This window comes from Paraburkholderia sp. A1RI-2L, assembly GCF_048957375.1.
Classification (GTDB): domain Bacteria; phylum Pseudomonadota; class Gammaproteobacteria; order Burkholderiales; family Burkholderiaceae; genus Paraburkholderia.
The window spans coordinates 1107989-1133469 of record NZ_JARBTA010000001.1; the positions used below are offsets into that span (position 1 = coordinate 1107989).

23 protein-coding genes and 1 pseudogene are annotated in these 25481 nt (G+C 65.6%); 16 read left to right on the forward strand and 8 right to left on the reverse strand.

The genetic code is table 11. The features are described from left to right. Window positions 1-30: 30 nt before the first annotated feature. Window positions 31-1299: an RluA family pseudouridine synthase gene (locus tag PWP93_RS05285; RefSeq protein ID WP_421024053.1), complete on the forward strand. Its 1269-nt coding sequence runs from the start codon at window positions 31-33 to the stop codon at window positions 1297-1299. After that, window positions 1296-2189 carry a peptidoglycan editing factor PgeF gene (pgeF, locus tag PWP93_RS05290; RefSeq protein ID WP_421043723.1) on the forward strand — a complete coding sequence of 298 codons (894 nt, stop codon included), beginning with the start codon at window positions 1296-1298 and terminating at the stop codon, window positions 2187-2189. Before PWP93_RS05285 ends, pgeF begins: the two co-directional genes overlap by 4 nt. A 29-nt stretch (window positions 2190-2218) precedes the next feature. On the opposite strand, the gene PWP93_RS05295 is transcribed toward pgeF, so the two are convergent. Beyond that, window positions 2219-2392: a hypothetical protein gene (locus PWP93_RS05295; protein ID WP_421043724.1), complete on the reverse strand. Its 174-nt coding sequence runs from the start codon at window positions 2390-2392 to the stop codon at window positions 2219-2221. A 243-nt stretch (window positions 2393-2635) separates the two neighbouring features. Between PWP93_RS05295 and phaC the strand changes: the two genes are divergently transcribed. The 4 genes from phaC (at window position 2636) to phaR (ending at window position 7509) form a co-directional block, all read left to right on the forward strand. Continuing rightward, window positions 2636-4573, forward strand: coding sequence for a class I poly(R)-hydroxyalkanoic acid synthase (gene phaC / locus PWP93_RS05300; protein ID WP_421043725.1), 1938 nt, complete (start codon window positions 2636-2638; stop codon window positions 4571-4573). Window positions 4574-4702: 129 nt separating this feature from the next. Further along, complete coding sequence (locus PWP93_RS05305; RefSeq protein ID WP_421024050.1) at window positions 4703-5884, forward strand: acetyl-CoA C-acetyltransferase; 1182 nt, start codon at window positions 4703-4705, stop codon at window positions 5882-5884. Between the two features lie 117 nt (window positions 5885-6001). Next, complete coding sequence (locus PWP93_RS05310; RefSeq protein WP_413185929.1) at window positions 6002-6742, forward strand: 3-ketoacyl-ACP reductase; 741 nt, start codon at window positions 6002-6004, stop codon at window positions 6740-6742. A 164-nt stretch (window positions 6743-6906) separates the two neighbouring features. Continuing rightward, the gene (phaR, locus tag PWP93_RS05315; protein WP_421024049.1) at window positions 6907-7509 is read left to right on the forward strand and encodes a polyhydroxyalkanoate synthesis repressor PhaR; all 603 of its coding nucleotides are present in this window, start codon (window positions 6907-6909) and stop codon (window positions 7507-7509) included. A gap of 2 nt (window positions 7510-7511) precedes the next feature. On the opposite strand, the pseudogene PWP93_RS05320 reads toward phaR, so the two are convergent. Next, a pseudogene (locus tag PWP93_RS05320) lies at window positions 7512-7607 on the reverse strand (transcriptional regulator); the annotation flags it as partial. 211 nt (window positions 7608-7818) lie between these two features. Here PWP93_RS05320 and rimO point away from each other — a divergent pair. The 4 genes from rimO to PWP93_RS05340 all read left to right on the forward strand — a co-directional run bounded on the left by rimO (window position 7819) and on the right by PWP93_RS05340 (window position 12110). Continuing rightward, window positions 7819-9156 carry a 30S ribosomal protein S12 methylthiotransferase RimO gene (gene rimO / locus PWP93_RS05325; RefSeq protein ID WP_421043726.1) on the forward strand — a complete coding sequence of 446 codons (1338 nt, stop codon included), beginning with the start codon at window positions 7819-7821 and terminating at the stop codon, window positions 9154-9156. 5 nt (window positions 9157-9161) lie between these two features. Continuing rightward, window positions 9162-10100: a sugar kinase gene (locus tag PWP93_RS05330; RefSeq protein ID WP_421043727.1), complete on the forward strand. Its 939-nt coding sequence runs from the start codon at window positions 9162-9164 to the stop codon at window positions 10098-10100. Next, window positions 10100-10690, forward strand: a complete 591-nt coding sequence (locus PWP93_RS05335; protein WP_421043728.1) for a hypothetical protein — start codon at window positions 10100-10102, stop codon at window positions 10688-10690. Before PWP93_RS05330 ends, PWP93_RS05335 begins: the two co-directional genes overlap by 1 nt. A gap of 205 nt (window positions 10691-10895) precedes the next feature. Further along, window positions 10896-12110 (forward strand): cystathionine beta-lyase, encoded by a 1215-nt coding sequence (locus PWP93_RS05340; RefSeq protein ID WP_421043729.1) that lies wholly within the window; start codon window positions 10896-10898, stop codon window positions 12108-12110. 111 nt (window positions 12111-12221) lie between these two features. Here the strand turns inward: PWP93_RS05340 and serB are convergent, their stop codons facing one another. After that, the gene (gene serB / locus PWP93_RS05345; protein WP_421043730.1) at window positions 12222-13061 is read right to left on the reverse strand and encodes a phosphoserine phosphatase SerB; all 840 of its coding nucleotides are present in this window, start codon (window positions 13059-13061) and stop codon (window positions 12222-12224) included. Window positions 13062-13377: 316 nt separating this feature from the next. On the opposite strand from serB, the gene ligD reads away from it, so the two are divergent. Together ligD and PWP93_RS05355 are read left to right on the forward strand one after the other, a co-directional pair. Further along, window positions 13378-14463: a non-homologous end-joining DNA ligase gene (gene ligD, locus PWP93_RS05350; RefSeq protein WP_421043731.1), complete on the forward strand. Its 1086-nt coding sequence runs from the start codon at window positions 13378-13380 to the stop codon at window positions 14461-14463. Between the two features lie 224 nt (window positions 14464-14687). Then, on the forward strand, window positions 14688-15245 hold the full coding sequence (locus PWP93_RS05355; protein WP_421024042.1) for a DUF6013 family protein: 558 nt from the start codon (window positions 14688-14690) through the stop codon (window positions 15243-15245). On the opposite strand, the gene PWP93_RS05360 is transcribed toward PWP93_RS05355, so the two are convergent. The 3 genes from PWP93_RS05360 to PWP93_RS05370 are packed head-to-tail and all read right to left on the reverse strand — an operon-like array spanning window position 15242 to window position 16951. Further along, a complete protein-coding gene (locus PWP93_RS05360) occupies window positions 15242-15367 on the reverse strand; it encodes a hypothetical protein (RefSeq protein ID WP_421043732.1) in 126 nt (41 codons plus the stop codon). The two genes, PWP93_RS05355 and PWP93_RS05360, sit on opposite strands and share 4 nt — an antisense overlap. Window positions 15368-15377: 10 nt before the next feature. Continuing rightward, entirely contained in the window at window positions 15378-16202 is an 825-nt protein-coding gene (locus tag PWP93_RS05365) for an ABC transporter permease (protein WP_421043733.1), read from the reverse strand. Continuing rightward, entirely contained in the window at window positions 16199-16951 is a 753-nt protein-coding gene (locus tag PWP93_RS05370; RefSeq protein WP_421043734.1) for an ABC transporter ATP-binding protein, read from the reverse strand. The genes PWP93_RS05365 and PWP93_RS05370 overlap by 4 nt, the downstream gene beginning before the upstream one ends. 88 nt (window positions 16952-17039) lie before the next feature. Between PWP93_RS05370 and PWP93_RS05375 the strand changes: the two genes are divergently transcribed. Next, window positions 17040-19436 carry an AsmA family protein gene (locus tag PWP93_RS05375; protein WP_421043735.1) on the forward strand — a complete coding sequence of 799 codons (2397 nt, stop codon included), beginning with the start codon at window positions 17040-17042 and terminating at the stop codon, window positions 19434-19436. 84 nt (window positions 19437-19520) lie between these two features. Here the strand turns inward: PWP93_RS05375 and PWP93_RS05380 are convergent, their stop codons facing one another. Beyond that, window positions 19521-20024 (reverse strand): hypothetical protein, encoded by a 504-nt coding sequence (locus PWP93_RS05380; RefSeq protein WP_421043736.1) that lies wholly within the window; start codon window positions 20022-20024, stop codon window positions 19521-19523. Between the two features lie 425 nt (window positions 20025-20449). Here PWP93_RS05380 and PWP93_RS05385 point away from each other — a divergent pair, with 425 nt between their 5' ends. The 3 genes from PWP93_RS05385 (at window position 20450) to PWP93_RS05395 (ending at window position 24851) form a co-directional block, all read left to right on the forward strand. Then, a complete protein-coding gene (locus PWP93_RS05385; protein WP_421043737.1) occupies window positions 20450-22129 on the forward strand; it encodes a sensor histidine kinase in 1680 nt (559 codons plus the stop codon). A gap of 43 nt (window positions 22130-22172) precedes the next feature. Continuing rightward, window positions 22173-22757, forward strand: coding sequence for a response regulator (locus PWP93_RS05390; protein ID WP_421043738.1), 585 nt, complete (start codon window positions 22173-22175; stop codon window positions 22755-22757). 87 nt (window positions 22758-22844) lie between these two features. Beyond that, window positions 22845-24851: a response regulator gene (locus PWP93_RS05395; RefSeq protein WP_421043739.1), complete on the forward strand. Its 2007-nt coding sequence runs from the start codon at window positions 22845-22847 to the stop codon at window positions 24849-24851. A gap of 57 nt (window positions 24852-24908) precedes the next feature. Here PWP93_RS05395 and mscL read toward each other — a convergent pair whose 3' ends face one another. Beyond that, window positions 24909-25346, reverse strand: coding sequence for a large conductance mechanosensitive channel protein MscL (mscL, locus tag PWP93_RS05400; protein ID WP_421024034.1), 438 nt, complete (start codon window positions 25344-25346; stop codon window positions 24909-24911). Window positions 25347-25481: the final 135 nt, after the last annotated feature.

Consider the following 25481-nt stretch of genomic DNA (forward strand, 5'->3'; position numbering starts at 1 on the left):
AGCTACAGGTCCACAGGTGACCCAGACTCAATGACCCGTTCAGTTATTCGGGGGGCCGGCGCTCCCGGCGCCCAAAACAGCATCAGCGATTATAGCCTGGGCGATGAGCCCAATGACGCAGCAGCCGGCGAGGCGCGCGATGACGCCCCCATTGGCAACGCGTGCGCCGCCGCGCCGCGCACGCGTCGCGCCCAGCAGGAGCAGGAAGCCCGCCGCGTCGAGGTGCCCGACGAGCTTGCCGGCGAGCGGCTCGACAAGGTGCTCGCCAAAGTGTTTCCCGAGTTTTCGCGCAGCCGTCTGCAAGGCTGGATCGAGGAGCAGCGCGTGCGCGTCGACGGCAAGCCGGCCAAGGTGCGCCAGCCGGTGCCGCTGGGCGCCGTCATCGAACTCGTTCCCGATCTGCTGCCAGAGCAGCTCGCGTTCACCCCCGAGCCGCTACCGCTCGATGTCGTCTACGAGGACGACGCCATCGTCGTGATCAACAAGCCTGCGGGGCTCGTGGTGCATCCGGCAGCCGGCAACTGGAGCGGCACGATTCTCAACGGCCTGCTGCACCGCTACGGCGAGGCGGCGGCGGGCCTGCCGCGCGCGGGCATCGTGCACCGGCTCGACAAGGAAACTTCGGGGCTGATGGTGGTTGCGCGCACGCTCGAAGCGCAGACCGATCTCGTGCGCCAGTTGCAGGCGCGCACGGTCAAGCGCCGCTATCTCGCGCTCGTGTGGGGCAATATTCGCGATGAGGGCACGATCGACGCGCCCATCGGCCGCGACCCGCGCGAGCGCACGCGCATGGCGGTCGTGTCGGGTGCCTCGGGCAAGCCCGCGCGCACGCACTTCCGGCGCATCGACAAGACCCTCTGGCACAACCAGCCGGTGAGCGCGATCCATTGCGACCTGGAGACGGGCCGCACGCACCAGATCCGTGTGCACTGCGCGGCCATCGGCCATCCGCTGCTCGGCGACCCGGTCTATGGGCACGCGCGCGGCAAGCGCTCGGTCGCCGCGCTGCCTGGCGGCTTCGCGCGCCAGGCGCTGCACGCGTGGCGTCTCGGCCTGATCCATCCGGTCACGGGCCGCGCGATGCAATGGCGCGCCGAGGTGCCCGACGACATGGACGCGCTGATCGAAGCGCTCGGCTTCGGCCGCGAAGACGGCGAGGACGAGCACGGCTTCGACGAAGAGATGTTCGATAGCGCGTACACCGACGAGGGCTACGTCATCGGCAGCGACGAGGACGATTACGACTACGACGAGGAAGACGACGAAGGCGAAGAGGACGAGGAGAACAAGCCGGTATGACTACGACCTGCCACGAACTGACTTCCGCCGATTTGCTGCAACCGGATTGGCATGTGGCGCCGCGCGTGCGCGCGATCGTGACCACGCGTAACGGCGGCGTGAGCTTGCCGCCGTTCGGCCGTTGGCGGGCAGGTGCGGCGTCCCTGGCGGATGCGGCGCACGAAGGCGGCGTGGAACTGCCGTGCGGCCTGAACCTGGGCCGTTCGTCCGGCGACGATCTCGAGCACGTCGAGGCCAACCGCTCGCGCTTGCTCGCCTATGCTGGCGTGCCGGCCGCGTGGCTGAAGCAGGTTCACGGACCGGTGGTGGTAGACGCGGCCGCCGCGCTCGAGTCCGCTCGCGCGGGTGCCCTGCTCGAAGCCGATGCGAGCGTGACCGACCAGCCGGGCATCGCCTGCGCGGTGATGGTCGCCGACTGCATGCCCGTGCTGATTTGCGATGGCGCGGGGCGGGCCGTCGGCGCGGCGCATGCGGGGTGGCGTGGGCTCGCTGCAGGCGTCATCGAGAAAACCGCGCAACGCGTGGCCGCGCTCGCGGGCTGTGCCGCGAGCGAACTGCACGCGTACCTTGGGCCGGCAATCGGCCCGAAGGCGTTCGAAGTGGGGGAGGACGTGCGCGCCGCGTTCATGGACCACGTCGAGGCCATCGATGGTGCGCGGCGCGATGCCGTGCGCGTCGGCACAGCATCGGCATTCGTGCCGCGCCCAGAGGCGCCCGGCAAGTATCTCGCTGATCTGGGCTGCCTCGCGCGCCTGCGGCTTGCTGAAATCGGCGTGACGCATATCAGCGGCGGGGGGCTATGCACTTTTACCGATCGTGAATGGTTCTACTCCTATCGCCGCGAACGCATGACGGGACGCATGGCGGCGCTCATCTGGCTCACGCCTTGAATCGTGCGGTGAGGAGCCGCTTCGCGATTTCAAATGCGCGGCTTCCTGCTGAACATTTCAAACATCGGTTTTAAATCTCGATTCGCCATATTTTGCTGCGCTGCATTGTTGGCGAGAAGCGCCGTATTCCATGCAATGCAAATTAGTCTGGCGATTCCTGCATTGCACTGCAAGCGCTTGCGCGCATGGTGCTTTTTTTGCACTGCCGTGCGCGGCGCATTGTGTCAGCCAATTTAAGAATGGCTTACATCGGGAAAACGATAATAAAAAAAATATCGCAGTGCGGCAAAATCGGGCACAAGCATTGACACGCTTTGCAGTGGGGAGCAAGAATGTCCCTCAACTACGGGACAGGACGCGACCGGGCGCACACTAGCAGCCGTGCTCCGCTAGCGGACCACCTGCCTCTCAACCAGTCCTCCGGGACACATCGGTCAAAAGCAGGCATGACGGCATCTCAACGTTCCTCGACAACCCCGGGTGCGGGCGCTTCAACCGACGGTGCACAGACTTTCATTCCGAAATTCACACCGGACGCCGCTGGCATGCAACAGATGCTCGATGCATGGACGCAGGCATGGCGCAGTGCCATGGATGCTGCGCAGCAATCGGGTATGCAGCACTGGGGCCAGGCGGCGGGGCAACCCGGCGCGTTCTGGCCCGGTATGGCCAACGGCGCCGCGAATGCTGCACCGAATCCCGTTCAGGCGGCATTTAACGCTGCAATGAATCCCGCCGCAATGCGTTCCGCCTTGGGCGCGCTCGAGGCGTTCAAGCTGCCATCGGCGTCGATCGAGCCTTCGCGTTTGCAGCACCTGCAGGCCGAGTACTCGCGCGATGCGCTCGAACTTCTGCGCGAGGCGTCTGCCGCCTCGCCCAAGGCCCCGGAACTCAAGGACCGCCGCTTCAACGCGGACGCGTGGAAGGCCACGCCGGCCTATGCGTTCACGGCGGCGTGGTATCTGCTCAATGCGCGTTACCTGCATGAGATGGTCGACGCCATCGACACCGATGCAAAAACGCGTGAGCGCATCCGCTTCGCGGTTCAGCAATGGACGGCGGCCGCGTCGCCCAGCAATTTCCTCGCGCTCAACCCCGAGGCACAGCACGCGCTGCTCGAAAGCCATGGCGAGAGCCTGCGCCAGGGCGTGATGAATCTGCTCGGCGACATGTCGCGCGGCAAGATTTCGCAAACCGACGAATCGCGCTTCGTGGTGGGCCGCAATCTCGCGAACACCGAAGGCTCGGTGGTGTTCGAGAACGCGCTGTTCCAGCTCATCCAGTACAAGCCACGCACGGCGACCGTGCACGAGCGGCCGCTGCTGCTCGTGCCGCCGTGCATCAACAAGTACTACATCCTCGATCTGCAACCCGAGAATTCGCTCGTGGCGTATGCGCTGGAGCAGGGTCAGCAGGTGTTCCTCGTTTCCTGGCATAACGGCGACGCGTCGATCGCCCATAAGGGCTGGGACGACTACATCGAGGAGGGGGTGCTGACCGCCATCGAGACGACGCGCAGCATCAGCGGGCGCGAGCAGATCAACACGCTCGGCTTCTGCGTGGGGGGCACGCTGCTCGCCACGGCGCTGGCCGTCGCTGCGGCGCGCGGCGAGCATCCTGCGGCGTCGATGACGCTGCTCACGACGATGCTCGACTTCTCCGATACGGGCGTACTGGACGTGTTCATCGACGAGGCGCACGTGCAGATGCGCGAGCAAACCATCGGCGGCAAGAACGGCGGCACGCCGGGGCTGATGCGCGGTGTCGAGTTCGCGAACACGTTCTCGTTCCTGCGCCCGAACGATCTGGTCTGGAACTACGTCGTCGACAATTACTTGAAGGGCCGCACGCCCGCCGCGTTCGATCTGCTGTACTGGAACAGCGACTCGACCAGCCTGCCAGGCCCGATGTATGCGTGGTATCTGCGCAATACCTATCTTGAGAACAAGCTGCGCGAGCCTGGCGCGCTCACCGTGTGCGGCGAGGAAGTGGATCTCTCGCGCGTCGATGTGCCGACCTTCATCTACGGCTCGCGCGAGGATCACATCGTGCCGTGGCGCAGCGCCTATGCTTCGGTGCCGCTGCTTTCCGGGCCGCTCAAATTCGTGCTGGGCGCGTCAGGGCATATCGCCGGTGTGATCAATCCCGCTTCGAAAAACAAGCGCAGCTACTGGAGCGTCGAAACCGACGCGAAGCACCTGCCCGACGAAGCCGACGAGTGGTTTGCCAATGCCGAGGAAAAGCCCGGCAGTTGGTGGCCGAGCTGGATCGAGTGGCTCGACCAGTTTGGCGGCAAGAAGGTGAAGCCGCGTGCGCAGCCCGGCTCGGCGGAGTTTCCAGAGATTGAGCCCGCGCCCGGGCGTTACGTGCAGCAGCGCGACTGAGGCGGCCGAAGCGCGGAGTGGATGGGTTCGAAGCGCCCGCCGCGAAAGTTGTGGCGAGGCGTTGTGAAGGGTTTTTAACGTGACGGGCAGGTGGCTTTCGCAACTTCCCGCCGCCTGGAGGAACTGAAAATGACGGATATCGTGATCGTTTCGGCCGCGCGTACCGCGGTGGGCAAATTCGGCGGTTCGCTGGCAAAGATTGCCGCGCCCGATCTGGGCGCGCTGGTCATCAAGGCGGCGCTGGAGCGCGCGGGCGTGAAGCCCGAGCAGGTGAGCGACGTGATCATGGGTCAGGTGCTGACCGCGGGTTCGGGCCAGAACGTTGCGCGCCAGGCGTCGCTCAAGGCCGGGCTGCCCGCAGCGGTGCCCGCCATGACGATCAACAAGGTGTGCGGCTCGGGCCTGAAGGCGGTGATGCTCGCGGCCAACGCGATTATCGCGGGCGACTCGGAGATCGTCGTGGCCGGCGGCCAGGAGAACATGAGCGCGGCGCCACACGTGCTGCCGGGCTCGCGCGACGGCTTCCGCATGGGTGACGCGAAGCTCGTCGACACCATGATCGTCGATGGTCTGTGGGACGTTTACAACCAGTACCACATGGGCGTGACGGCGGAGAACGTGGCGAAGGAATACGGCATCACGCGCGAAGAGCAGGACGCATTCGCGGCGCTGTCGCAGAACAAGGCGGAAGCCGCGCAGAAGGCGGGCCGCTTCGACGCGGAAATCGTGCCGGTGGAAATTCCGCAGCGCAAGGGCGATCCGCTGGTGTTCAAGACCGACGAATTCGTGCGCCATGGCGTGACGGCGGAGTCGCTCGCGGGCCTGAAGCCGGCGTTCTCGAAGGAAGGCACGGTGACGGCGGCCAACGCGTCGGGGCTGAACGACGGCGCGGCGGCGGTGGTGGTGATGTCAGCGAAGAAGGCCGAGGCGCTGGGCCTCACGCCGCTTGCGCGCATCAAGGCGTATGCGGCGGGCGGCGTGGATCCGAAGGTGATGGGCATGGGCCCGGTGCCGGCATCGAAGCGAGCGCTGGAGCGCGCGGGCTGGTCGGCTAGCGACCTCGATCTCATGGAGATCAACGAGGCGTTCGCGGCGCAGGCGCTGGCCGTGAACAAGCAGATGGGCTGGGACACGTCGAAGATCAACGTGAACGGTGGCGCGATTGCGATTGGTCACCCGATCGGCGCATCGGGCTGCCGGATTCTGGTGACGCTGCTGCATGAGATGCAGCGCCGTGATGCAAAGCGCGGTCTGGCCTCGCTGTGCATCGGCGGTGGCATGGGCGTGGCGCTTGCGCTCGAGCGCGCTTGAACACGATTGAGCTCGATTGAACACGATTGAGCGCAACCGGGTCGCGGCAGCAACGGATTGGACGCGAGGCCGGGGCCGTCGGTCGGCGCTCCGGAAAACGATAATGGAGTGTGGTTTATGTCACAGCGTATTGCGTATGTCACGGGCGGGATGGGCGGCATCGGAACGGGAATCTGCCAGCGCCTCGCGAAGCAGGGCTTCAAGGTAGTCGCGGGTTGCGGACCGAATTCGCCTCGCCGTACCAAATGGCTCGAAGACCAGAAAGCGCTGGGCTTCGACTTCGTCGCCTCGGAAGGCAACGTTGGCGACTGGGATTCGACGAAGCAGGCGTTCGACAAGGTCAAAGCCGAAGTGGGTGAGGTCGACGTGCTCGTCAACAACGCCGGCATCACGCGGGACGTGGTGTTTCGCAAGATGACGCGCGAAGACTGGACCGCCGTGATCGACACTAATCTGACGAGCCTCTTCAATGTCACGAAGCAGGTGATCGACGGCATGGTCGAGCGCGGATGGGGCCGCATCATCAATATCTCGTCGGTGAACGGCCAGAAGGGCCAGTTCGGGCAAACGAACTATTCGACGGCCAAGGCCGGGATTCACGGCTTCACGATGTCGCTCGCGCAGGAAGTGGCCACCAAGGGCGTGACGGTCAACACTGTTTCGCCCGGCTATATCGGCACGGACATGGTGAAGTCGATTCGTCCCGACGTGCTGGAAAAGATCGTCGCGACCATCCCGGTGCGCCGCCTCGGTGCTCCCGAGGAAATCGCCTCGATCGTCGCATGGCTCGCCTCGGATGAGTCGGGCTTCTCAACCGGTGCTGACTTCTCGCTGAACGGCGGGTTGCACATGGGCTGATCCCGCGCGACGCCGCGTGCGTGACAGGGGCGCGCGGTATCGCAGGGATCGACGGCGGTGGCGGGCCTGTTTGCACGCCGGGGCAGGCTCCGCTACCGGGCTGGAAGACAGCGCAGCGCGCGATGGTATCTGCCGTCGCGCGTTGGCGCTTACAAGGGCGACACATGACGACTACAAAGAAGACCGCCGAACGGCTGATCAAAAAATATCCGAACCGTCGGCTGTACGACACGGAGACGAGCACCTACATCACGTTGACCGATGTGAAGCAACTCGTGCTCGATCAGGAGGAGTTCAAGGTCATCGATGCGAAGAGCAACGAAGACCTCACCCGCAGCATCCTGCTGCAAATCATTCTGGAAGAGGAGAGCGGCGGCTTGCCGATGTTCTCGTCGTCGATGCTCTCGCAGATCATCCGTTTCTACGGACATGCGATGCAGGGCATGATGGGCACCTACCTGGAGAAGAACATCCAGGCGTTCATCGACATCCAGAACAAACTCGCCGATCAGTCGAAGAGCCTCTATGAAGGCAACGCGATGAATCCTGAGGTCTGGTCGCAGTTCATGAATATGCAGGCGCCGATGATGCAGGGCATGATGACCAGCTACATCGAGCAATCGAAGAACATGTTCGTGCAGATGCAGGAGCAAATGCAGAACCAGGCCAAGAACATGTTCAGCAGCTTTCCGTTCAAGCCCGTCGCGCCTGGCTCGCCCGCGCAAGGCACCAACGAGGGCGGCAGCGGCGAAAACGAGAAGAAGTAAGCTCAGGCGCTTCTCAGGTCGCGCAGTGCTTCCGGATGGCGCTCGGCGACGCGCAACAATGTTTGCGCGGCGCCGGTTGGCTAGCGCCGCCCCTGTTCCCGGATTGATCGCCGCCCATCTTCCATCTGACCCTGACTCCACTCGATGCAGGCCAGGCAGCGCGCGCCGCTCGATACGCCAAACGGGTAAAATGGCGGATTGGCTTGATTTCGCGCGGCGCATTCTCCGCCGAGCGCCCCACATCCGGACGTACACGTGAAAAACCCTGTTGAATCAACGACCTCCCGCAATCCTGCACCGCGCGTAGGGATGGTATCCCTCGGCTGCCCCAAAGCGCTCGTCGACTCGGAGCAGATCCTCACCCAACTGCGCGCCGAGGGTTACGAAATCTCGGGTTCCTATGACGGTGCCGATCTGGTCGTGGTCAACACCTGCGGGTTTATCGACGAAGCCGTGCAGGAGAGCCTCGACGCCATTGGCGAGGCGCTCAACGAGAACGGCAAGGTGATCGTCACCGGGTGTCTGGGCGCGAAGGCCAGCGCGAGCGGCTCGAATCTTATCGAGGAAGTGCACCCCAAGGTGCTGGCCGTGACCGGCCCGCACGCCGTAGGCGAAGTCATGCAGGCGGTTCACAGCCATCTGCCCAAGCCGCACGATCCGTTCGTCGATCTCGTGCCGCCGGCGGGCGTGAAGCTCACGCCGCGTCACTACGCGTATCTCAAGATTTCCGAAGGCTGCAATCACCGCTGCACCTTCTGCATCATCCCGTCGATGCGCGGCGACCTCGTCTCGCGTCCGGTCGCGGAAGTCATGCTCGAGGCGGAGAACCTCTTCAAGTCGGGCGTGAAGGAGTTGCTCGTCATTTCGCAGGACACGAGCGCCTACGGCGTCGATGTGAAATATCGCACCGGCTTCTGGAACGGCAAGCCCATCAAGACACGCATGACCGACCTGGTCGCCGCGCTCGGCGAGTTGGCCGCGCAGTACGGCGCGTGGGTGCGGCTGCACTACGTGTACCCGTATCCGAGCGTGGATGAGGTCATTCCGCTCATGGCGGAAGGTCCGTTCAAGGGGCACGTGCTGCCGTACCTCGACGTGCCGTTCCAGCACGCGCATCCCGAGGTGCTCAAGCGCATGAAGCGCCCCGCGAACGCGGAGAAGGTGATGGAGCGCGTCAAGGCGTGGCGCGAAATGTGCCCGGACCTCACGATTCGCAGCACCTTCATCGCGGGCTTCCCCGGTGAGACCGAAGAGCAGTTCGAGACGCTGCTCGACTTCATCCGCGAAGCCGAACTCGACCGCGTGGGCTGCTTCGCCTACTCGCCGGTCGAGGGCGCGAGCGCCAACGAACTTGATGGCGCGCTGCCCGACGAAGTGCGCGAGGCGCGCCGCGCGCGATTCATGGAAGTGGCCGAGGAAGTCTCGGCCAGGCGCATCCAGCGCAAGGTCGGCAAGACGCTCAAGGTGCTCATCGACGAGATCAACGCCGACGGCGGCATCGGCCGCACGGCGGCGGACGCGCCCGAGATCGACGGCGTGGTCTATGTCGCGCCCGCGACCAAGGCTTCGAAGCGCTACAAGGTCGGCGACTTCGTTTCGGTGAAGATCACCGGCGCCGACGGGCACGATCTCTGGGGCGAGGTCTGATCGGCATGTCACGCCTGGCGCCAGAAGTCCTCGCCTATGGCGAGGCCATGATCGAATTCAATCAGGCCGAGAAGGGCAAGACCCAGTATCTGCAGGGCTTCGGCGGCGATACCTCGAACTTCGCCATCGCGGCGGCGCGCCAGGGCGTGCGCACGGGATTCGTTTCGGCGGTGGGCGAGGATCAGTTCGGGCGTTTGCTGCTCGACCTGTGGGCGAGCGAGGGTGTGGACACCTCGATGGTGCGGGTCGACGCCAGCGCGCCGACCGGCGTGTACTTCGTCTCGCATGGCCCCGACGGCCATGCCTTCGATTACCTGCGCAAGGGTTCGGCGGCCAGCCGCTATGCGCCGCGCGATCTGCCGCTCGACGCCCTGGCCGCCGCGCGCGTGCTGCACCTGTCGGGCATCAGTGTGGCGATCGGCGCCACAGCCTGCGACGCGGCGTTCGCGGCGATCGACCATGCACGGGCGAACGGCGTGCAGGTGAGCTTCGATACGAACCTGCGCCTGAAACTCTGGCCGCTCGCGCGTGCCCGCGCGGTCATGACCGAGGTGCTGCGTGTCACCGATATCTGCCTGCCCAGTTGGGACGATGTCGCGGCGCTGACCGGCCTGGACGATCGCGATGCGATTGTCGACCGTCTGCTCTCGCTCGGTTCGCGTGTCGTCGCGCTGAAGCTCGGGAAGGAAGGTTCCTATGTGGCAACGCCGCACGAGCGCCGTCTCGTGCCGGGCCGCGTCGTAGCGGCTGTCGATGCAACAGGTGCCGGCGACTGCTTTGGCGGCGCGTTCATCGCCCGGATCGTGGCCGGAGACGATCCGTTCGCGGCGGCGCAATACGCAAACGCTGCAGCGGCGCTTTCGACGCTGGGTTATGGCGCGGTCGCGCCCATTCCGCGCCGCGAGGATGTCGAGCGCATGCTCGCCGCCAAGGACGGGGCTTGATGGAAAGGTCGGCCTCGAAGGTCACGAGCATATCGAATCTCGTGCGGCAGTATGGCTTCGCGTGCTTCGCGGCAGCAGCGCTTGCGTTGCCGCTCGTAGCCTGCGCCGCGGGCAGCAGTGCATCGAGCGATGCGGCGAACGCCTCTGCCGCGCCGGAATCCGCGCATGCGCCGCTCAAACCGAGCCCGGAGTTCGCCGGGCTTCCGCAATACGTGGGCACGCTCGGCAAGCGTCCGATCGTGATGCGGCTCGGCGCAAAGACCGACGACCCGGACGACAAGACCGGCGTGCATGGCGAATATCAGTTCACCGACACAGGCGAGGTCGTTCTGATTGCCGGCGATCGCACCGGCACCACGCTCGAAGCGGAAGAGTCGGACGACGGTTCGCGTATCACGGGCAATTGGGTCGGCACGTTCGCGGACGATGGCTCGATCTCGGGCGACCGCATGGAAATCGACGACTCGAACCCGCAGCCGTTCGACTTGAAACCGCTTGCCGCAGGGGCAGCGGCGCACGCGGCGGCCCATCCCGCCGCGAAAGGCGGCCAGGCCGTGAACGGGGTCGGCAATCTCGTGACGGGCGACTAACGCGCCATTGCTTACGATAACGCGCGCGCCGCATGGTGCGCCCCGCACGAAAGCGCAGGTATTGGACCGTTGCGGCGAGCCTGGCTAGCGCAGGTGTTAATCTTCTGCATGCGGCGCGCGTCGCGGCTCCCGTTTCGTTGTCGGCCTCGTCCTGGGGAGCCCCGCGCCATCTAACCCCCAGCGCATTTACCGATTGCCATCCGACATGAAGAAATCCGAATCCAGCCGCGCGCTGCAAACGCGCGTCGTTCGCCCCGAAGAAGACATCACGCCCGGCTTCGAATCGTTTGCCGCGCCCGTCACGCGAGCGTCGACGGTCGTGTTCCCCGACCTCAAGTCGGTGCGCGCGCTCGACTGGCGCAACGACGCGCAGTGGCGCTACGGCCTGCATGCGACGCCCACGTCTTCGATGCTCACGCAGCGTCTTGCCACCATCGAGGGCGGCGAGCATGCGCTGTTGCAGCCGTCCGGTCTCTCGGCCATCTCGAACGTGTACTTCGGGCTCCTGAAGGCTGGCGACGACGTGCTGATTCCTGACAACGTCTATTCGCCGAACCGCGACCACGGCGACTGGCTTGCACGCGATTTCGGGCTGACGGCGCGCTACTACGATCCGATGATCGGCTCTGGCATCGCTGAGCTGATCCGCCCCGAGACGAAGTTGATCTGGCTCGAAGCGCCCGGCTCGGTGACGATGGAAGTACCCGACGTGCGTGCGATCACTGCAGCTGCGCGCGCGCGCAACGTCGTCACGGCGATCGACAACACGTGGTCGGCGGGCCTCGCGTTCAAGCCGTTCGAGCACGGCATCGACATCTCGGTGCAGGCGCTCACGAAGTATCAGTCGGGCGGCAGCGACGTCCTGATGGGCGCAACGATCACGCGGGATCGGGAACTGCATCTGAAGCTCAAGGCGGCGCGCATGCGGCTGGGCATCGGGGTTTCGTCGGACGACTGCTCGCTCGTTCTGCGCGGCCTGCCGAGCATGAAGGCGCGCTTCGAGACGCACGACCGCACCGCGCTCGCGCTCGCGACGTGGCTGAAGTCGCGCGCCGAGATCGCCGCGATGCTGCATCCCGCATTCGCCGATTGTCCGGGCCACGAGTTCTACAAGCGCGATTTCACGGGGGCGGGCGGTCTGTTCTCGGTGGTGTTCGACGGGCAATACAGCCCTGCCCAGATCGACACGTTCTGCGAATCGCTCGAGCTCTTCTCGCTTGGCTGGAGCTGGGGCGGCGCGCATAGTCTCGCGATGCCCTACGACATCGCGTCGATGCGCACGGAGGCGAACTGGCCGCATCGCGGCACGCTGGTGCGCTTCTACATTGGCCTCGAGGATGAAGCCGACCTGCGCGCCGACCTCGAGCGTGCGCTCGCGACGCTCGAAGGCGGCGCATCGGCGCGCGGCCCGCAAGACTGACGCCATAACAAAACGGCCGCGCTTGTCGCCGGGGTTCGCTATCCCGGTACAGGCGCGGCCGTTGTCATTTCAGCAGCGCGCGTGCCGCATGCGCGGCACGTTCGACGCGCTTCAGAAGAGCCGCAGCAAGCCGTCGAGCCCGACGAAATTGAACGCGACGCTAGCCGCTTCGCGCACCACGGGCTTCGCGCGGAACGCCACCGAAAGCCCCGCCTCGGCCATCATCTTCAGATCGTTCGAGCCGTCGCCCATGGCAATCGCGCGGCGCGGCTCGATGCCGATCTGCGCACAGGTTTCGACCAGCGTGCGCGCCTTCACCTCCGCATTGACGATCTCGCCCACGACGCGGCCGGTGAGTTTGCCGTCGACGATTTCGAGCGTGTTCGCTCGCGTGAAGTCGAGGCCGAGTCGCGCCTTCAGCCGCTCGGTGAAGAACGTGAAGCCGCCCGAAACCAGCAGCGTTTTCAGGCCCGCGGCTTTCGCGCCGGCGAGCATTTTTTCGGCGCCGGGCGAAAGCTGCAGGCGTTCCTCATAGACGCGCTCCAGCGCGCTCGCGGCGAGCCCCTTGAGCAGCGCGACGCGGCGCGTGAGGCTTTCGTTGAAGTCCTTGATCTCGCCGCGCATCGCCGCTTCGGTGATTGCCGCGACTTCGGCTTTCAGGCCGCAGAAGTCGGCGATTTCGTCGATGCATTCGATCGTGATGAGCGTCGAGTCCATGTCCATGGCGACGAGCCCGAAGCCGGCAAGCGTGCGGTCCGACTCGATGAACGCGAAATCGAGTTGATGCGTCCCGCAATAGACGTCGAGGTCCGCGTGCTGTGCCGGCGCGGCGTCTTCGATACGGATCGCGTGCGCGTCGATCGGCACGAGGCGGCTGCCGCGCGCGAGCGCGAGCAGTGGCTTGTGGTGGACGGCTTGCAGCGGAGCGGGGCTCTGGATGACGAGATTCATGACGTGAACAGTGCCGGGATTCCGGGATGGCGCCCCGGAAACGGCGGAGGATCGAACGGGTATCGATAAAAGCGTGCAAGGACGGTCGATCCGGCCAATGCACGGCGGCGAAAGGCGAATTGTACCGTTTCGATGCCGGCGCGCGGCCCGCTCCGCAGCTTACAGAGACGAAAGCCGTCTTTTTAGGCACAATGAAAGCTCGTGCGGCGCCTGCCGGGGGACGGTCGCCGCATGCCGTCAACCGTGCGTATCGTGATGAGCGGCTCGTCTCGCGCGATGCGTCGCACGCGCCCTGCAGGGCGTAAGGGGAACCGGTATGCAGGACGCTCACCATGCCCAGACGGGCGCCGCTCGAACGCCGACCGGCGCGCGGGCCGACGCTGCGGACACCGCAGCGCAAACCGCGCCCAGCGCGCCCAACGTGTCTACCCAGCGCGCGCCGCGTGCCTCCATGCCTCGTGCGCCTAGATCTCCTCGAATCTCTTCGGGCCGTCATGGGACCATCGGCGAAGTCGCAGGCATACGCATCACCAGCGCGCGCCGCGTCATCGATGTCGACAGCGGCACACGCAAGCTCGACCTCGTGCGCTATTACGCGCGCGCCGCCCCCTGGCTGCTGCCGCATTTGCGCGATCGTCCAGTTTCGCTCGTGCGTGTGCCGCAAGGTCTCGACGGCGAGCTTTTCTTCCAGCGCCACAGCGCGCGCGCGCCGATTCCCGAGGTCACGCAACACGAAGGCCTCGATCCCGGCCATCCGCCGGTGCTCACCATCGATTCGCTCGAAGCGCTTGTGCACGTAGCGCAGATGGACGCAATCGAGCTGCATACATGGAATGCCGTCACCGCCGATATCGAAGCGCCCGATCGCATCGTGCTCGACCTCGATCCCGATCCGGTGCTCGACTGGGACCGCATGATCGAGGCCGCGCAGCTCACGCGCGCGATGCTCGCCGATCTCGGTCTTGAAGCGTTTTGCAAGACGAGCGGGGGCAAGGGGCTGCACATCGTCGTGCCGCTCATGCACGGCGCGGGCTGGGACGACGCGAAGGCGTTCGCGCGCGCCGTGGCGCAGCGGCTTGCCTCGGGCTGGCCCACGCAGTTCACGGCGACCATGGGCCCCGAGCATCGCAAGAAAAAAATCTTCGTCGACTATCTGCGTAACGTGCGCGGCGCCAGCACGGCGGTTGCCTATGGCGTGCGAGCGCGGCCGGGCATGGGCGTCTCGGTGCCGATCGCGTGGGACGAACTCGCCGATACAACGGGCGGCGCGCAATGGACGCTCGCAACTATCGATGCGCGTCTGGCGCATGTCAACCGCTCGGACCCATGGGCAAATTACGCGCAGGTGCGCCAGTCGATTAGCAGCGAGCTCACGCTGTGGCTGGAGCAGGGCGCTGCTTAGGCGTCGTGCGACGGGGCCCGCTTCGTCTTCGTGCATCACGACAGCACGTTGCGCATTGCTAATAAAATGCGCGGCCTGGCAAGCCGGATAAAACCTGGTCACGCCGACGTCATCGTCCGGCGCAAGGCTTCGCGCGTCGCGCTAGACTGACAGTAGAAGTTCCGCCACGTGCTGCCCGCACCGCGTCGATCGCGGCCACGGCAGCTCCCGCCAGGAGGTGACGCATGCCTTGCAGCAGCTCCAGCCGTCCCAGCCGCACTCGCGCGGCGCTCGTTCGTGTTGCCGTTGCCCTGTCTTGCGCGATCGCGCTGCCGGCACTGGCCTCGCCCCCGATCAAGGTGACGTCGAAGACGCCGCCCGATGGCCCGATTCGTTACACGGTCAAGGTCGCGTCGAAGCTCTACGGCAACTCACAGGAGACCCGCACGCTGCGTTCGGGCGACACCGACGACTTTACGTGGCGCACCACGCCGCCAGGCGGCGCGGTGCCGGCGGCGCAGAGTTGTCCCGATTACGCCTCGCTGCCGCTCGACGCGAACGGCGCGATGGTGCGCCAGACTCAGGTGCGTCTCGCGCCTATCGTCGCGGCGGACGGCACGGCGAACGTTCAGGTGAGCTTCCGGGCCCAGGCGCCGCGCACGGGCAAGTCGGCCGCCGGCGCGCAATGTCCCGAAGTGGTCGCCCATAGCGAGGTGCTGCACTTTTCGATGCCGACCAACGGCACCGCCAAAACGCTCACGCTCAGCGACGGCACGCAGTTGAGCATTTCGGCGCAACGTTAGATGGCTGCGTTCAGAACCGGGCCCACGTTGCGGTAGCGCGGAAACGCACTCGCGCGCGTTGCGGCGAGCGGCTGGAGGCCCTTGACGGCACGTGCGCCGCGCGTCCCGTCAAGGCGCTTCATGCCCGGGACGTCACGCGCGCGCTTTCGTGCGGGCCGGCCGCTCGACGAGTCGCGCGGCCAGGAAGCAATGCTCGGGCGAAAAAAGCCGCCGGTACGCGAGCACGACAGCGCCCACGGTGCCCAGCGCCGACGATGCCGCGATCAGGAACATGATCACGATTTGATAGCGCACCGCCTGCAGCGGCGATTGGCCCGCGAGCACCTGGCCCGTCATCATGCCGGGCAGGCTCACCACACCCACCACAGCCATCTGGTTGAGCGTCGGGATCATGCCCGCGCGCACGGCCTCGCGCGCGCTCGCCTGGGCCGCCTCCCAGCGCGTGGCGCCGAGCGCGAGGGCGCTTTCCACGCGGTCGCGCCGCGCCGTGAGTTCCTGCATCATGCGCTCGACGCCGAGCGACACGCCCGTGAGCGTATTGCCGAGAATCATGCCGAGGATCGGTATCGCATATTGCGGCTCGTACCACGGCCGAATCCGGATCACCACGAAAAGTCCCACAGCCGCCACGAGCCACGCGCTGACCCAGATCGATACGATGCTGTCCACGCGCTGGCCGAGATAGGTGCGAGCGCCGCGCTGCGAGCCCGCGATGCCGGCGATGAGCGTCATCAGTGCCATGAGCGGCAGCACCGCGTACCAGCGGTTGAACGCGAACACCCAGCCAAGCACGTAGCCGATGGCGAGCAACTGCACGACGGTGCGCACGGCGGCCCATGCGAGCTTGCGTTCGAGGTCGAGCTTGAGCAGCACCGAAACGGCGCCGTTGACGAATACCAGCAGCGCGGCGATGGCGACGTCGCCGATGCCGAGGTTCTGCAGCACGCCGGGGCTCATCGCAGGGCCCCCAGCGTGGCGTGCGTGGCGGCGGCCTCGTCGAGCACGCCCGCGCGCATCGTGATGTGGTGCGTGCCCACGCGTTGTGCCTGCGCAGGATCGTGCGAGACCCACACGGTCGCGCGTGCGGCGCGCTCGTGTTCGAACCAGTGCGCGATCAGCGTCTCGACCGCGCGCGCCGATTCAGGATCGAGCGAGGCGGTGGGCTCATCGAGCAGCAGCGCCTCGGTATCGAGTTGCAGCACGCGCACGAGCGCCACGATCTGCGCTTCGCCGCCGGATAGCTCCGCGGTCTCGCGCGCGAGGAAACCAGCCTCCCGGCCCGCCGCGTCGAAGAGCGCACGCGCGCGCGCGACGTCGAAGACTGCATCGCGATAGACCGCGAGCGAGAATGGATAGCGCAGATTGTCCTCCACCGTGCCGTCGATCAGCGCGGGCCGCTGCCGCACGTAGGCAATGTGACGCCGGTAGCGCGGAATCTGTGCGGACGCGATCGGTTGGCCATGCCAGTGCAGGGTGCCGCCGTCGAGCGGATCGAGCAGCGCGAGCGCACGCAGGAATACACTTTTGCCCGATCCGGACGGTCCCGTGAGCACGACGCGTTGATTCGCATGAAGCGCAAAATCGGTGGGCTGTAGCAAGACCTGGCCCCGCTGGGCATCGCGGCGCGTGATGCGTCTTGCTTCGATGAGCGGCGCGCTCGACTTCGGGTCAACGCCGGCCCGGCTCGAATCGTTGTGATGAGTCATCGGAGAATTACAGACAAATAGCAGCCACCGGGCACGCAGGCTGCTGCGCCATCGTTGGCGAAACAACAACGCATAACATGGAGTACGCATGACGTCACGGCAACCCCGCGGCTTGGGCCGCACGCTCGCCAAGATCTTCGCATGGCTCGCGGCCGGTGTCGTGGTGCTCGTCGCCGGGCTGGGCGTCTTCATTTACACCTTCGACTGGAATCGCGCCAGACCCTTTGTCAACGACAAGGTGACGCAAGCTATCGGGCGGCCCTTCGCCATCGTCGGCGACCTCAAGGTGGGCTGGCGCCGGCCGCCGAACGAAACGGGCTGGCGCGCCTGGGTGCCCTGGCCGCGCTTCTCGGCCTCGCAAATCGAAGTGGCGAACCCCGACTGGACCCGGACGCCGCACTTTGCCACGCTCGATTCGATCGATTTCGATGTGGCCGTGCTGCCGCTGCTCGCGCACGACATCGTGATTCCGGCGATTCACCTCGAGAATCCGGCCGTCGATATCGAACGCCTCGCCGATGGGCGCAACAACTGGACCTTCAAGCTGGCGTCGTCGGGCGGGCCTTCCACATGGAAGCTCGATCTGCACGACATCACGTTCTCTAGCGGCAATATCGCGGTGAGCGACCAGCAGACGAAAACCGATGTGAAGATCGCCGTGAATCTGCTCGGCAAGGGGATTCCGATTGGCGAGGTGATGGCGCAGCAGGAGGCCGCGTCGCGCCAGGGTTCCGCCGAGATGATCGGACGCGCCGGCGCGAACCGCCTCGCGCAGCAGGCGGAGAAGGCTCAGGCCTCCGAGGCGGCCGCCGCAAGCGCTGCATCTGCTGCGAGCGCCGCTAGTGCAGCTGGTGCCTCCAGTGCTTCGAGTGCTTCGAGTACCTCGAGTGCCTCCAGCGCTGCAAACGCTGCAAACGCTGCAAGCGCACCTGCGGCACGCAAGCCGAACGAGCCGTTCTACGTGATCGGCTGGACCGTCAAGGGCACCTACAACAAGACGCCGCTTTCGGGCGCCGGCAAGTTCGGCGGCGTGCTGGCGCTGCAAGACGCAAAGCGGCCGTTCCCGCTCCAGGCCGACGTGCACGCCGGCGACATGCATATCGCACTGGTCGGCACGCTGACCGACCCCATGCATCTCGCCGCTGTCGATCTGCGCCTGTGGCTGCAAGGCCGGAGCATGGCGCATCTATACAGGCTGACCGGCGTGACGCTGCCCGAAACGCCGCCTTACGCAACCGAAGGGCGTTTCGTCGGCCAGTTCCATCGCGGTGCAAGCGTGTTCCGCTACGAGAATTTCACGGGCCGTGTGGGCGGCAGCGACCTGAACGGCACGTTCGTGTACACGCAGCGCCAGCCGCGCCCGCTGCTGTCCGGCGAGCTCGTGTCGAACCTGCTGCAGTTCTCGGATCTGGCGCCGATCATCGGCGCCGACAGCAAGGCGAGCAAAGCGAAGCGCGGCGACACGGCCAGGCAGCCTGCCGGCCGGGTGATCCCCGTCGAGCCGTTCAAGACCGACCGCTGGACGTCCATCGACGCCGACGTGAAGTTCACCGGCAAGCGCATCGTCAAGCAGGGCAGCCTGCCGCTCCAGGACCTCTACACGCACGTGATCCTGACTGACGGCGTGCTCGAGTTCGAGCCGCTGCAATTCGGCGTAGCGGGTGGCCGGTTCGCCACGCGGCTCTCGCTCGATGGCAGCGGCGAACCGCTCAAGGCGCGCGGCACCATCACCGCGCGCCACCTGAAGCTCAAGGAGCTGTTCCCGAAATTCAAGTCGATGCAATCGGCGCTTGGCGAGATCAACGGCGACGCTTCGCTTTCCGCGACCGGAAATTCGCCGGCGGCCCTCGCGGCTACCTCCAACGGCGAGGTGAAGGCGCTGGTCACGCAGGGCACCATCAGCCGCCTGCTGATGGAAGCGGCGGGCCTGAACGTGGCGAATGTGGTCTACGAAAAGCTGTTCGGGAGCCGCGACGTGAACATCAATTGCGCGGCCGCCGATTTCGTGGCGACCAACGGCGTGCTCGATCCGCGCGTGTTCGCGCTGGACACCGACGATGCGGTGATCAACATCGACGGCCCCATCGATCTGCGCAACGAATCGATGGACATGAAGGTGCATCCGCACACCAAGGGTTTTCGGGTGTTCTCGTTGCGCTCGCCGCTCTACGTGAAGGGCACGTTCCAGAATCCGCACGTGGGCGTGGATGCCGCGGCGCTCGCGCTGCGCGGCGGCGCCATGGTGGGGCTCGGGCTCATCAACCCGTTTATGGCACTCTTGCCGCTCGTCGCGCCGAGCAACAACAAGCCGCTGCCGTGCGATCAGTTGTTCGCGCAGATCCGCCAGCGTCCGGCCGCACCGCCGCCGGGCCAGAAGATGCGTGCCTTGCCGCAGCCCGCTAGCGGGACGAAGGCGGTCTCGCCGCCTGCGTCACATGGCGACGCTGCGCAAACCGGCATACAGAGTCTCTACAAGGGCAGTTGAGGCAGATGGCCGACGCCGACGCATTGCAGCCGCGCAGATACAACAACGCCCGACGCTTGAGCGTCGGGCGTTGTTGAGAATGGCTCAGCGCAACTGTTGGCGCGGCGCGGGATCGCCGGTGGTGTCCTGGCGGCGTGCCACGTGCCGCAAGCTGATGCCGGGCCGCGTCCCGCCGAACTCGGGCAGGATTCGCCCGCGCGCCCGGCTCGCGAACACGAGAAAGCCGAAGCCGTCGGCTTCGTACCAGTAGCCGCCGTTCTCGAGCCCCTCGATCGGCTGCTCGAGTGCATGCGCGATCGATTCGATGCAGCGCCGGCGCAATTCGCTCGTGCCGGGATAGGGCGGATGCGCACCGCGGACGCTGCATAACAGCACATCGAGCCCAGGCAGCACGTGTGCATAGAGCACTGGTTCGTCCTGCGCGCGCGCACGTGCAATCTTGGTGTCGAGTTGACCAAACGGCTTGAAGTGGCTGAGTACGGCGAGAAACGACTCGTCGCCATCCGCCCTGATGCGTTTACGCTTTTTCGGGAAGGACATAAAAATTCGCCTGAAAAAGGTGGATTGCAAAAAACGCAGCGTTCCCATGCGACCACTCCCGGACTGGTGCGCCGCACGTCGATCCCTCAAGCATACCGATCTGCCAGTTCACGAGGACTCAGGCCCGTGAGGACCCTGTCGACACCCTCGTTGTGTCAGGCAAACGCCATGCCGGACCACACGTCGCGCTCATGTAGGTATCCCGGCGCTCTCTCGCTACCATTTACTTATCTCCGGTCTCAATAATAGACCTGCACGCGCGCGCAGTGTGACGATTTCTCTGGAAAATGCCGGCTTTTCTCACTACGTGGTGCGGGTCACCACATACGTTGTAATCTCATAATCGACCGGGGATAATGATTCGGCACGGGCGGCGCGGCCTTTTCGCGGCACGCGAGGACCTGGCCTGGGGTGGCCGGGCGGGGAGGTCCGGCGCGCAAGCGCGGCCCGGAGCGGCATCTAATCAGACAGACATGAAACTGTTCGCCAAGGGGCTTTTGCTGATCGCGATACCGAGCGCAATCGAACTCGCGCTGCTCGGCCTCGTATTCGATACGCAAGGCGAGGCCGCCCTGGCCGCGAAGAGCGCCGAGAACAGCAAGCAGATTCTCTGGCAGGCCGCGGGCCTCGCCCATCCGCTGTTGCGCGAGGCCGCGCGGGTCCGCACGGCGATCGTGCTCGAAGATCCCTCGTTCATCGACCGTCGCGCTGTCTGGGCCGAATTCTCCGACCGCATCGCGCTGCTCGAGCATATGGTGAGCGACAACCCCAGGCAGCTCGCGCGCATCCAGCGCATCAACGACTATGCGCGAACGTGGCGCGCGAGCTGTGGAAAGGTGGCCGACGCGCTGCGCGGCGGTAATGCCGGGAGCTTCACGTATACGGGCGGCATCGGCCTGCCGCCGGAAATCGACGCGGTGCGCAGCGAGCTGGATGCGTTCATCGCCGAACAAACGCGCTTTGACGAAACGCGCAGCGCCTCGCTGCGCAAGAGCCGCGAGCGGCAGCAGGATGCGCTCATCTTCGCGGTCGCCGGGTCGATGTTGGTCTGGGCCGCCACCGCAGCAGTGTTCGCGCGCAATGTGAGCCTGCGCCTTGCCACGCTGAGCGCCAATGCGCAACGGCTCAGCGTTGGCGTGGCGCTCGCGCCGCCGCTTGCCGGCAACGACGAAATTGCCTCGCTCGACGCCGTGCTCAACCAGACGAGCCGGCGCCTGAACGAAGCCGAGCATGAACAGACGGCGCTCAAGGCGCAATTGCAGGAGCGCGCCGCGGATCTCGCCGCCGCCAACGACAATCTGCGCCAGGAGAGCCAGGACAACGAGATGTTCATCTACAGCGTCTCACACGACCTGCGCTCGCCGCTCGTGAACCTGCAGGGCTTTTCGAAGGAATTGCAGGTTTCGTGCAGCGATCTGCGCGAGCAGATCGATCTGGCCGATCTGCCGCCTACCGAGCTCCGGCACATGATGGAAGTGCTGGACGGCGATGTCGACGAATCGCTGCAATTCCTGCGCCAGGCCGTGGCGCGCGCGGCAGCCATCATCGACGCGCTGCTGCGCATGTCGCGCGCCGGGCGGCTCGAGTACCGCTGGCAGCGCGTAAATGTGGGGCGAATTGTCGAGCGCGCGCTCGCCGGCCTCGCAGCGGGGCTCGCGCAGCAGGCGTGCATCGAGGTGCGCGAGCTGCCGCCCGCGTGGGGCGACCCCGCGGCGCTCGAGCAGATCTTCGGCAACCTGATCGACAACGCCTTGCGTCATCTCGATCCGGCGCGGCCCGGGCATGTGGAAATCGGCGCACTGGAGCTGGGCGAGGGCGCACAGGGCCGTGCGACGCTGTCCGCCACGTCGCTCGTCACGTCTTCCGCGATTGCCGGCGCCACCGCGCGTGATGCCTCGCGCATATCGGGCACGCGCACCCGGACCTATTATGTGCGCGACAATGGCATCGGAATCCCGGCTGCGTATCTGCCCAAACTCTTTCGTGCGTTCCAGCGTCTGCACGGCGGCGAGTCGGACGGGCAGGGCACGGGGCTCGCGCTCGCGCGCCGCATTGCGGAGCGCCATGGCGGCCGCATCTGGGCCGAGTCGACGGAAGGCGCGGGTTCCACTTTCTTCGTCGCGCTGCCCGACGAGCCGCTGCGTGCAGCATGAGGGCACGACCATTGAATCGCATGAGGAAACGTCGGAGAGCGGTATGAGAGAGGGAGAGAGGGCTGAAAAGAAGGCGGACGACAGCGCGGGGACGCAGCCGGATCCGCACCCGGGCGGCGCGCGAGCCGACCTGGCGGCCGAGCCGGGCGAGCCAGGGCGGCGCGTGAGCATCGTGCTGATCGAAGACGACGATGGGCATGCCACGCTGGTCGAACGCAACCTGCGGCGCTCGGGCGTGTCCAACGGCTTTTTGCGTTTTCGCGACGGCCAGGAGGCGCTCGATTACTTCTTTGGCACGCCGGGTGCCGACGCCGTTGCAGCGTCGAATTACCCGTCGCGGGAAGAACTGGCGAATTTCGTCGTGCTGCTGGATCTGCGCATGCCGCGCGTGGACGGCTTCGAAGTGCTGCGGCGGTTGAAGGCCGATCCCGTGACCGCTTCAGTGCCGGTGATCGTGCTCACCACGACCGACGATCCGCGCGAGATCGAGCGTTGTTACGAACTGGGCTGCAATGTGTACATCACGAAACCCGTCGAATATGACGCATTCATCGAGGCGGTGCGGCGGCTTGGATTTTTTCTCCAGGTCGTCAAGCTGCCGCCGGGGCATCGCTTCTTGCGTCCTTGATGTTTTCGATTCACGCAGGATCACCACGACAATATCGATACTGCCCGCGTCAGCGGCGCGGCGCCAGCCACAAGGAATGCTCGACGCATGAGCGGCATGAACGGCATGAATGATTTGAACGAAGGGGCGCCGATGTTGGCGGGCGCGCACGTGCTCGTCGTCGACGACGACGAGGGCATTCTGCGGCTCGCGCGCAAATCGCTCGTGCGGGCCGGCGCGCGCGTGGACACGAGCACGGGCGTTGGCGAGGCGCGCGCGGTGCTCGCGGCGCGCACGCCCGACGTGCTCGTGCTCGACTACCAGTTGGACGGCGCCGAGACCGGCCTCGACTTTTTCCGCCGTCTGCGTGCCGAGGACGTGCGCGTGCCGGCGATTCTCGTCACCGGTTTCACCGACGAATCGCGCGTGATCGCCGCGCTGCGCGCGGGCGTCTCCGACGTGGTGCCGAAGTCGGGCGATTACCTCGACTACTTGCCCGAAGCGGTGGCGCGCGTGCTCGCCCAGGTCGCGCTGCAGCGCGCCTCCGACCAGGCGCTGCTTCTGCGCGATCGCGAAGAGCACTACCGCACGTTGTCCGAAGCGCTGCCGCACCTCGTGTTCACCTGCGGGGCGGATGGCGAGTGCGATTTTCTTTCGAAGCAGTGGCGCGAATACACGGGCATCGACGCCGACACGACGCACGGCCTTGCGTGGCTCGACGCCGTGCATCCGGACGACCGCGACGAGATTCGCGACACCTGGCTCAAAGCCGTGCGCACCGCCAACGACGATTACCGACACGAACTGCGTATTCTGCGCCACGACGGCGCATACCGATGGTTCGACGTCCGAATCGTTGCCATGCGCGATCCACGCGGCGGCGTCAACAAGTGGTTCGGCAGTTGCACCGACATCCATGCGCAGCGCGAGTCGAACGAAGAGCGCGAGCTGCTGCTGGCCTCCGAGCAGGCCGCGCGCCAGGCGGCTGAAGAAGCCAATCGCGCAAAGGACCGCTTTCTGGCGATGCTTTCGCACGAGTTGCGCACGCCGCTTACGCCCGTGCTGGCTGGTACGCGCCTGCTCGAGCAGATTGACGGCTTGCCCGACGCCGCGCGTGCGGGCGTGCTGATGATTCGCCGCAATATCGAACTCGAGGCGCGCCTGATCGACGATCTGCTCGATCTCACGCGCGTCGCGAACGGCAAGCTGAGCCTCACGCTCGACACGGTCGACGTGCACGAGGTGATCGACGCGGTGCTCGAACTCTTTCACAGCGAAATCCAGATCAAGCAGCAGGACGTGCACGTCGAGCGACTGGCGCAGCATCACTACGTGCGCGGCGACCGCGCGCGAATGCAGCAGATGTTCTGGAATCTCGTGCGCAACGCGGCGAAATTTACGCCCGACGGCGGCCATATTTTCGTGCGCACCCGCGATGAGCGCATGCATGTAGTGATCGAAGTCGAGGACACCGGCATAGGTATCGCGCCTGACCAGATCGGCAAGCTCTTTCACGCCTTCGAGCAGGGTAGCCACAACATGACGCGGCAGTTCGGCGGCCTCGGCCTCGGCCTCGCGGTGACGAAGGCGCTGACCGAGGCGCATGGCGGCACCGTGAGCGCGAAGAGCCCGGGGTCGCATTGCGGCGCGACCTTCACGATCGTGCTGCCGACTGCGGCGCCCGCTTCGGGCGCCGCTCGCCCTGCGGACCACAGCGGGCCGCACCGTGCGGGTGCGCTCGACATCCTCCTGATCGAGGACCACGACGACACGGCCGAGGTCATGTCGCAATTGATTCGCACGCTCGGCCACGACGTTTCAGTGGCCGCGAGCGTGGCCAGCGCGCTCGCTCTCACGGCCGCGCAGCATTTCGATCTGGTGGTGAGCGATATCGGTTTGCCGGACGGCTCGGGCATCGACTTCATCCGTGCATTCCGCAAGGAGTCGGCGGCGCCGGCCATCGCGCTCACGGGCTTCGGCACCGACGACGATGTGCGCCGCAGTCTCGACGCCGGCTTCACCGCGCATCTCACGAAGCCCGTGAATTTCGAGCAACTCGAGCGTTTGATCGAAGCGACGGTGACACAGCGCGCAGGCGATGCATCGGTGGCGTGAGCATCGCCCGCGAGATCGAAAAAAAAGCCCGCGAAAGCGGGCTTTTTTTGACTGTCCTTACTTCTTGAGCGAGTCGCGAATCTCGCGCAGCAGCAACACGTCTTCGGGCGTGGGCGGCGGTGCGGCCGGCGCGGGCGGTTCCGACTGGCGCAGCTTGTTCACGAATTTCACCATCAGAAAGATGATGAAGGCGAGGATCACGAAGTTGATCAGCGCCGTGATGAACGCACCGTAGCCGAACACGGCCACGCCGGCGGTTTGCAGATCCTTGTACGAGTCGGGATTGCCCTTGAAGGTGTCGGGAATGTGGCCGAGCCGGACGAACAGGTTCGAGAAGTCGAGGCCGCCCGTGACGACGCCGATCACCGGCATGATGAGATCCTTCACGACCGAGTTGACGATGGTGGAGAAGGCGCCGCCGATGATCACACCGACTGCGAGATCCATCACATTGCCTTTGACGGCAAACTCCTTGAACTCCTTGATGATGCTCATGAGCGGGCTCTCCTTGAACGGGGCGGCAAAGGCCGGGGGGCGTAAGGGCACAATGGCGCAATGATAGCGAACGCATCTGCAATGCGGTAGCGATTTGACACTGCATGACATTGTGTCGATGGCCGGCCCCGCGTC

Coding starts and splice junctions, on each gene's coding strand:
- PWP93_RS05285 (WP_421024053.1), top strand. CDS start 31: ATGACCCGTTCAGTTATTCGGGGGGCCGGCGCTCCCGGCGCCCAAAAC.
- pgeF (WP_421043723.1), top strand. CDS start 1,296: ATGACTACGACCTGCCACGAACTGACTTCCGCCGATTTGCTGCAACCG.
- phaC (WP_421043725.1), top strand. CDS start 2,636: ATGACGGCATCTCAACGTTCCTCGACAACCCCGGGTGCGGGCGCTTCA.
- PWP93_RS05305 (WP_421024050.1), top strand. CDS start 4,703: ATGACGGATATCGTGATCGTTTCGGCCGCGCGTACCGCGGTGGGCAAA.
- PWP93_RS05310 (WP_413185929.1), top strand. CDS start 6,002: ATGTCACAGCGTATTGCGTATGTCACGGGCGGGATGGGCGGCATCGGA.
- phaR (WP_421024049.1), top strand. CDS start 6,907: ATGACGACTACAAAGAAGACCGCCGAACGGCTGATCAAAAAATATCCG.
- rimO (WP_421043726.1), top strand. CDS start 7,819: ATGGTATCCCTCGGCTGCCCCAAAGCGCTCGTCGACTCGGAGCAGATC.
- PWP93_RS05330 (WP_421043727.1), top strand. CDS start 9,162: ATGTCACGCCTGGCGCCAGAAGTCCTCGCCTATGGCGAGGCCATGATC.
- PWP93_RS05335 (WP_421043728.1), top strand. CDS start 10,100: ATGGAAAGGTCGGCCTCGAAGGTCACGAGCATATCGAATCTCGTGCGG.
- PWP93_RS05340 (WP_421043729.1), top strand. CDS start 10,896: ATGAAGAAATCCGAATCCAGCCGCGCGCTGCAAACGCGCGTCGTTCGC.
- serB (WP_421043730.1), bottom strand. CDS start 13,061: ATGAATCTCGTCATCCAGAGCCCCGCTCCGCTGCAAGCCGTCCACCAC.
- ligD (WP_421043731.1), top strand. CDS start 13,378: ATGCAGGACGCTCACCATGCCCAGACGGGCGCCGCTCGAACGCCGACC.
- PWP93_RS05355 (WP_421024042.1), top strand. CDS start 14,688: ATGCCTTGCAGCAGCTCCAGCCGTCCCAGCCGCACTCGCGCGGCGCTC.
- PWP93_RS05360 (WP_421043732.1), bottom strand. CDS start 15,367: ATGAAGCGCCTTGACGGGACGCGCGGCGCACGTGCCGTCAAGGGCCTC.
- PWP93_RS05365 (WP_421043733.1), bottom strand. CDS start 16,202: ATGAGCCCCGGCGTGCTGCAGAACCTCGGCATCGGCGACGTCGCCATC.
- PWP93_RS05370 (WP_421043734.1), bottom strand. CDS start 16,951: ATGACTCATCACAACGATTCGAGCCGGGCCGGCGTTGACCCGAAGTCG.
- PWP93_RS05375 (WP_421043735.1), top strand. CDS start 17,040: ATGACGTCACGGCAACCCCGCGGCTTGGGCCGCACGCTCGCCAAGATC.
- PWP93_RS05380 (WP_421043736.1), bottom strand. CDS start 20,024: ATGGGAACGCTGCGTTTTTTGCAATCCACCTTTTTCAGGCGAATTTTT.
- PWP93_RS05385 (WP_421043737.1), top strand. CDS start 20,450: ATGAAACTGTTCGCCAAGGGGCTTTTGCTGATCGCGATACCGAGCGCA.
- PWP93_RS05390 (WP_421043738.1), top strand. CDS start 22,173: ATGAGAGAGGGAGAGAGGGCTGAAAAGAAGGCGGACGACAGCGCGGGG.
- PWP93_RS05395 (WP_421043739.1), top strand. CDS start 22,845: ATGAGCGGCATGAACGGCATGAATGATTTGAACGAAGGGGCGCCGATG.
- mscL (WP_421024034.1), bottom strand. CDS start 25,346: ATGAGCATCATCAAGGAGTTCAAGGAGTTTGCCGTCAAAGGCAATGTG.